This window comes from Pseudomonas sp. FG13 (genome assembly GCF_057809755.1).
This window is the reverse complement of the sequence record NZ_JBMDKO010000093.1, coordinates 1-6922: the sequence shown is the minus strand read 5'-3', so window position 1 is coordinate 6922 and position 6922 is coordinate 1. Positions and strand designations below refer to the sequence as shown.

Annotated in this window: 4 protein-coding genes; all 4 read right to left on the bottom strand. The window is 62.9% G+C overall.

What is annotated here, in order from left to right; all coding sequences use genetic code 11:
* Positions 1-235 precede the first annotated feature (235 nt).
* From cobA to nirB, 4 genes are read right to left on the bottom strand one after another with little or no spacing between them, the layout of a single operon-like run.
* Positions 236-991: a uroporphyrinogen-III C-methyltransferase gene (gene cobA / locus ACODTO_RS29340; RefSeq protein ID WP_139648918.1), complete on the bottom strand. Its 756-nt coding sequence runs from the start codon at positions 989-991 to the stop codon at positions 236-238.
* A 10-nt stretch (positions 992-1001) separates the two neighbouring features.
* Positions 1002-3719, bottom strand: a complete 2718-nt coding sequence (locus ACODTO_RS29335) for a nitrate reductase (protein WP_489107463.1) — start codon at positions 3717-3719, stop codon at positions 1002-1004.
* A complete protein-coding gene (gene nirD, locus ACODTO_RS29330; protein WP_024776753.1) occupies positions 3719-4036 on the bottom strand; it encodes a nitrite reductase small subunit NirD in 318 nt (105 codons plus the stop codon). The genes ACODTO_RS29335 and nirD overlap by 1 nt, the downstream gene beginning before the upstream one ends.
* Complete coding sequence (gene nirB / locus ACODTO_RS29325; protein ID WP_489107462.1) at positions 4033-6486, bottom strand: nitrite reductase large subunit NirB; 2454 nt, start codon at positions 6484-6486, stop codon at positions 4033-4035. Before nirB ends, nirD begins: the two co-directional genes overlap by 4 nt.
* Positions 6487-6922 lie beyond the last annotated feature (436 nt).

Below are 6922 nucleotides of genomic sequence, written 5' to 3'. Positions count from 1 at the left end.
TGTGTGGCGGACACAAGACCTGTGGGAGCGAGCCAGCTCGCGATAGCGGCGGGTCAGCTTGCGGCAATGTCGAATGTACCGCCGCATCGCGAGCAGGCTCGCTCCCACAAAGGGGGCTGCGCCGTGCCATAGCTGTGTGGCGGACACAAGACCTGTGGGAGCGAGCCAGCTCGCGATAGCGGCGGGTCGGCTTGCGACAATATTGAATGTACCGCCGCCTTCGCGAGCAAAGGGGTTACAGGGCTGAGGCCTGGCGCCATTCGGATGGAGATGTTGCCAGTTCCGCAGCACCGGCCACTGCACCGATAACCAGGATCGCCGGGCTCTTGAGTTGAAACGCACCTGCATCGGCCTCCATCGAGGCCAGGTCGCTGCGGCAGTCTCGCTGATGAGGCAGGGAGGCATTCTCGATCATGGCCACCGGGGTGTCCGCTGCCAGTCCGCCGGCCAGCAGTTGCTCGCGGATCTCGCTCAGTTTCGCCACCCCCATGTACACCACCAAAGTCGTCCCGCTTTGTGCCAGGGCTTGCCAGTTCAGGCTGCTGCCGTCCTGGGTGTGGGCAGTGACCAGCGTCACGCCCCGGGCGATGCCGCGCAAGGTCAAGGGAATGTCGCACTGGGTCGCGCCTGCCAGCCCGGCCGTGATGCCATTGACCAGCTCCACTTCTATGCCATGCTCGCGCAGCCATTGCGCCTCTTCACCGCCCCGACCGAAGATGCACGGGTCGCCGCCCTTGAGGCGGACCACGCATTTGCCCTGGCGCGCATAGCGCAGCATCAGCCGATGGATGAAGGCCTGGGGCGTGGAGCGGCAGCCGCCGCGCTTGCCCACGGCGATGATGCGTGCACCGCAGCAATGTTCCAGCACTGCCTCATTGACCAGATCGTCGATCAGCACCACGTCGGCTTCGCGCAGGGCGCGTACGGCCTTGAGGGTCAGCAATTCAGGGTCGCCAGGACCCGCACCCACCAGCCAGACTTTTGCGTTCATAGTGTTTTCCTCACGAGAGAGCGGCCATCGGTTGTGCGGTGGCAACCAGCAGGCGCTTGATTTCCGGTACGCAGGAACCGCATTGCGTGCCACAGCCCAGTTCCTGTTTCAGCCCTTGCAAGTCCAACCCTCGTTCAATGCCGGCGCAGATCGCACGCTGGCTGACGTTCAAGCAGTTGCACAATGTTTTACCGCCAGCGGTCGCCGCGCCGACGTTGCCTGGTGGTGCGCTCAACGGTGCCAGCAGCCAGCGGCGCAGTTGCTCATCGGCACGACCTTCCTGCCACAGGTTCTGCAGCCAATGACGGGCGAGGGTTTCGCCAGCCAGGCGGATGGCGGTGATGCGTCCGTTTTCGATCCGCACCCGTTTCCCGATAGCGCGGCGGGGATCGTCGTAAGCCAGTACCGGTCCGTCGATCAGTCCCAGTTGTTCGTCGATTGCTTGCAGCAGTGCGGGGTCAGGTGCTTCGGCGCTGGCGGCGCGAATCAGCAACGCGGGACGTTCACGGCCGGTCAAGCTCAGGCTGACGTAGGCAAACACCTCACACAGCGGACGCAATGTCTCCAGATGCTGTTGGACATCACCTTCGATCAGGGCGAAAAGCTGCCAAGGCAGGCTCACCGGTTCCAGGCGCACGCCGCTGTGTTTGAGTTCCGGTTGTTTCGACAAGGGGTCGAAAGCCGGTTGGGTCAGGGTATTGACTCCACCCTTGAGGAACCGATCGCCCCAGTGCATTGGCAGGAACGCCTGGCCGGGCCGCACGCTTTCGTCGCTGTCCACGGCCACGATCACCGCGCCACGACGACTCTTGAGGCTGACCAGATCGCCCGGTTGCAGGCGCTGGCGCTGCAGTTCGTCGGGATGCAGGCTGAGTACGGCTTCGTTCACATGACCGAACAACTGCGCGGCGGTGCCGGTGCGGCTCATGCCGTGCCACTGGTCCCGCAGTCGGCCGGTGTTGAGGGTCAACGGGTAGCGCGCGTCCCGTAGTTCCCTGGCGGCGCGATACGGTTCGGCGACAAACCGCGCGCGGCCGCTGTCGGTGGGGAAAATGCCATCCATGTACAGACGCGCCGTCCCGACCGTGGCGCCCTCAGGGAAGGGCCACTGCTGGGGGCCAAGCTGATCGATCAGCCCATGGCTGATACCGGACAGGTCGAGGTCGCGGCCTCGGGTCAATTGTTTGTATTCGTCGAACAGCTGGGCGGGTGTGTCAAAGGCGAACAGGCTGGGTTGGCCCGGCCGCAGACGTTTCTCCAGGCGTTGGGCGAAATCCACGGTAATGGCCCAGTCTGGTCGTGCTTCGCCCGGTGCGTCGATGGCCCGGCGAACGTGGGAAATTCGCCGTTCAGAGTTGGTCACCGAACCTTCCTTTTCGCCCCAACTGGCCGCTGGCAACAGCAGGTCGGCAAACCCGGCGGTTTCGGTGGTGCGGAAAGCCTCTTGCAGCACCACGAACGGGCAGGCCTGCAGGGCCTCCCGAATCGCCGTCTGGTCCGGCATCGATTGAGCCGGGTTGGTGCAGGCGATCCACAAGGCCTTGATCTTGCCGTTGCGCACCTGCTCGAACAACTCGATGGCGCTCAAGCCGGGATTGGCGGGCAGTTGCTCGACGCCCCAGTATTCGGCGACTTCGGCGCGATGCTCCGGGTTGGCGGCTTCGCGGTGGCCCGGTAACAGGTTCGACAGACTGCCGGTTTCCCGACCGCCCATAGCGTTGGGCTGGCCGGTCAACGAGAAAGGGCCTGCACCCGGACGGCCGATCTGCCCGGTGGCGAGGTGCAGGTTGATCAAGGCACTGTTCTTGGCGCTGCCGGCGGTGGACTGATTCAGGCCCATGCACCACAACGACAGGAAGCTGGGGGCCGTGCCGATGGCTTCGGCACACTGATGCAGTTGCTCGACGCTGATGCCGCATAGCTGGGCAACCATGGCGGGGGTGTAATCGCGCACCAGGCTCTTCAGGTCCGCCAGGCCTTCGGTATGGGCCTTGATGAAATCGCGATCGATCCAGTCTTCCCACAACAGCAGATGCAAAATCCCATGGAACAAGGCGACATCGGTCCCCGGCAGGATGGCCAGGTGCAGGTCCGCCAGATCGCAGGTGTCGGTGCGCCGCGGGTCGATGACAATGATCTTCATCTGCGGCCGGCGGGACTTGGCTTCTTCGAGGCGGCGAAACAGGATCGGGTGGGCGTAGGCCATGTTGCTGCCGACGATCATGACGCAGTCGCTCAGCTCCAGGTCTTCATAGTTGCAGGGCGGCGCGTCGGCGCCGAGGCTGCGCTTATAGCCCACCACCGCCGAGGACATGCACAGCCGGGAATTGCTGTCGATGTTGTTGGTGCCGACCAGGGCCCGGGCCAGTTTGTTGAAGGCGTAGTAATCCTCGGTCAGCAACTGGCCGGAGATGTAGAACGCGACACTGTCGGGGCCGTGCTCAGCGATGGTCTCGGCGAACACGCTGGCGGCGTGCTCCAGAGCGCTGTCCCAGTCGGTGCGTGCGCGGGGCAGGCCTTTGCCCAGGCGCAGCTCGGGGTACAGGGCTCGCGCGGCGAGATCACCGGTCAGGTGCAGGGTCGAGCCCTTGCTGCACAGTTTGCCGAAGTTGGCCGGATGGGCGGGATCGCCACTGACGCCGAGGATGCGCTCGTCGTCGTGTTCGATCAGTACGCCGCAACCGACCCCGCAATAACAGCAGGTCGAGGCAGTGGTCTGGCGGTTCATCAGCTTGCGTCCCTTAGCGCCAACAGCACCCGGCCATTCTCGACCCGTGCCGAATGATGATGGGCACAGCCCACGTCCGGCGCCTGGGCCTGGCCGGTCTCCAGGTCGATCTGCCAGTTGTGCAGCGGGCAGGCCACGCGCTTGCCATAGATCAAGCCCTGGGACAACGGCCCTCCCTTGTGCGGGCAGCGGTCATCGAGTGCGAACACTTCATCGTCGCTTGTACGAAAAATCGCAATGTCGCCCTTCGGGCCGTTGATGATGCGCGAGCCCAGGGCATTGATGTCTTCCAGCGCGCAGATATCCAGCCAGTTCATGCCGGCACCTCCAGATGCTTCACGGGGATGACTTCAAACTCTTTCTTCAGCTGGGGTTGTTCCAGGCGCTGTTTCCATGGGTCCTGTTCCAGCGACAGGGAAAACTTCAGGCGCTCATGAAGGGCCTTGCGCCGCGCCGGGTCTTCGAGCACGGCTTTCTTGATGTGCTCCATGCCGACCCGCTGCATGTAATGCACGGTACGTTCGAGGTAGAAGGCTTCTTCGCGGTACAACTGCAAGAAGGCACCGTTGTATTCGCGCACTTCCTCGGCGGTCTTGAGTTTGACGAAGAACTCGGCGACCTCTGTCTTGATTCCGCCATTGCCGCCGATATACATCTCCCAGCCGGAATCGACGCCGATGATGCCCACGTCCTTGATGCCAGCTTCCGAGCAGTTGCGAGGGCAACCGGAGACGGCCAGCTTCACCTTGTGCGGCGACCACATGTTGAACAGGTCATGTTCCAGTTCGATGCCCAGTTGGGTGGAGTTCTGCGTGCCAAAACGACAGAACTCACTGCCCACGCAGGTCTTCACGGTGCGGATGGATTTGCCGTAGGCATGGCCGGATGGCATGTCGAGGTCTGCCCATACGCCGGGCAGATCCTGCTTCTTGATGCCCAGCAAGTCGATGCGCTGGCCACCGGTGACCTTGACCATGGGCACGCTGTATTTGTCGGCCACGTCGGCGATGCGTCGCAGCTCCGCGGGCGTGGTCACGCCGCCCCACATCCGTGGGACGACCGAGTAGGTGCCATCCTTCTGGATGTTGGCGTGGGCACGTTCGTTGATCAGTCGGGATTGCGGATCGTCGTGGGCTTCGCCTGGCCAGGTGGAAATCAGGTAGTAGTTCAATGCCGGACGGCAGGTGGCGCAGCCGTTCGGGGTGCGCCAGTTCAGGTAGTTCATGGTGCCGGCGATGGTCAGCAGGTGCTCGTCGCGAATCGCCTGGCGGATCTGGCCGTGGTTGAGGTCGCTGCATCCGCAGATGGCTTTTTCGCTTTTCGGTTTGACGTCGGCCGCGCCGCCAACCGTGTTGATGAGTATCTGCTCGACCAGACCGGCGCAGGAGCCACAGGAACTGGCGGCCTTGGTGTGTTTTTTCACGTCATCGACGCTGAACAGGCCATGCTCCTGGATCGCCTTGACGATGGTGCCCTTGCACACGCCGTTGCAGCCGCAGACTTCAGCGGAATCGGCCATGCTCATGGCTTTGTCCTGGCCCTGGTGGCCGACGTCGCCCAACGCGTTCTCACCAAACATCAAGTGATCGCGGATCTCGCCGATGGCGGCGTTCTCGCGGATCTGGCGGAAATACCAGCCACCATCTGCCGTATCGCCGTACAGGCAGGCGCCGACCAGCACGTCATCCTTGATCACCAGTTTCTTGTAGACGCCGCCGATGGGGTCGGAGAGGGTGATGGTCTCGGTGCCTTCGCCGCCCATGAAGTCGCCGGCGGAAAACAGGTCGATGCCGGTGACCTTGAGCTTGGTCGAGGTCACCGAGCCTTTATAGGTGGCAAAACCCAGTTGCGCGAGGTGATTGGCGCAGACCTTGGCCTGTTCGAACAACGGGGCCACCAGGCCGTAGGCGGTGCCGCGATGGTTGGCGCATTCACCAATGGCGTAGATGCGCGGGTCATAGGTCTGCATCGTGTCGTTGACCAGGATTCCGCGACTGCACGGGATACCGGCTTTTTCCGCCAATTCGACGTTGGGGCGGATGCCCGCCGCCATCACCACCAGGTCGGCGGGGATGATGTCACCGTTCTTGAACTGCACCGAGCCGACCCGGCCATTGCCGGCGTCGTGGAGGGCCTGGGTCTGCTCGTTGAGGCGGAATTTCAGGCCACGGTCTTCCAGGGCGGTTTGCAGCAGTTGGCCGCTGGTCTTGTCCAGCTGCCGCTCCAACAGCCACTCACCCAGGTGCACCACGGTCACGTCCATGCCCCGCAGTTTCAGGCCGTTGGCGGCCTCCAGGCCCAACAGGCCGCCGCCGATCACCACGGCGTGCTTGTGGGTCTTGGCGGCTTCGATCATTGCCTGGGTGTCGGCGATGTCGCGATAGCCGATGACGCCGTCGAGCGTGTGGCCGGGAATCGGCAGAATGAACGGCGTGGAGCCGGTGGCGATCAGCAGGCGATCGTACTCGGCCTCGGTGCCGTCTTCAGCGATGACCCGACGCTTGACCCGGTCGATCTCCACGACCTTGCGGTTGAGCAGCAGGTTGATGTGGTTGTCCTGGTACCAGCTCAGGTCGTTGAGGACGATTTCCTCAAAGGTTTGCTCGCCGGCGAGCACGGGGGAGAGCAGGATACGGTTGTAGTTGGTGTGAGGCTCGGCGCCGAACACCGTGATGTCGTACAGCTCGTTGCTCAGCTTGAGCAGTTCTTCAAGGGTTCGAACCCCGGCCATGCCATTGCCGATCATCACCAGTTTGAGTTTTTTCATCAGGGTTCTCCGCAAGCCCAGACCCGGTTTCGTCACGTCTCATCACGGCGATCGGACTGGCTCGGCAATTTTCACGAAAACAAAAAAAGGCGTCCCGCTAGTGTGCTAGCGAGGACGCCTTTGTCCTGGTCCCGTTCTCTCGGGAAGCACCGCCTTCATCGTTGGAGGCGTTGCTTTATGTCTGTTGAGAGGGGATATGCAGTGGTTGTGCCAAGTGGCTCCAAGGCCGGATTTATTGCGGGAAGCGTGGGGCGGGGGTGTTGGAAGGGGATTTATTGCACCGAATCAAAGCGTGTCGCCCGGTAATGGAGCGTGGCAGACGATAGCTTTGTAGTGGCAGGCAGGCCGCCATCGCGAGCAAGCTTTGCTCCCACAGCAGACCCTCTGTGGCAGCAGATCCCCAGTGGCAGCAGACCCTCTGTGGCAGCAGATCCCC

Excerpts from the sequence above, each read along its gene's own strand:
- nirD (WP_024776753.1), bottom strand. The coding sequence starts at position 4,036 with ATGAACTGGCTGGATATCTGCGCGCTGGAAGACATCAATGCCCTGGGC.
- nirB (WP_489107462.1), bottom strand. The coding sequence starts at position 6,486 with ATGAAAAAACTCAAACTGGTGATGATCGGCAATGGCATGGCCGGGGTT.
- ACODTO_RS29335 (WP_489107463.1), bottom strand. The coding sequence starts at position 3,719 with ATGAACCGCCAGACCACTGCCTCGACCTGCTGTTATTGCGGGGTCGGT.
- cobA (WP_139648918.1), bottom strand. The coding sequence starts at position 991 with ATGAACGCAAAAGTCTGGCTGGTGGGTGCGGGTCCTGGCGACCCTGAA.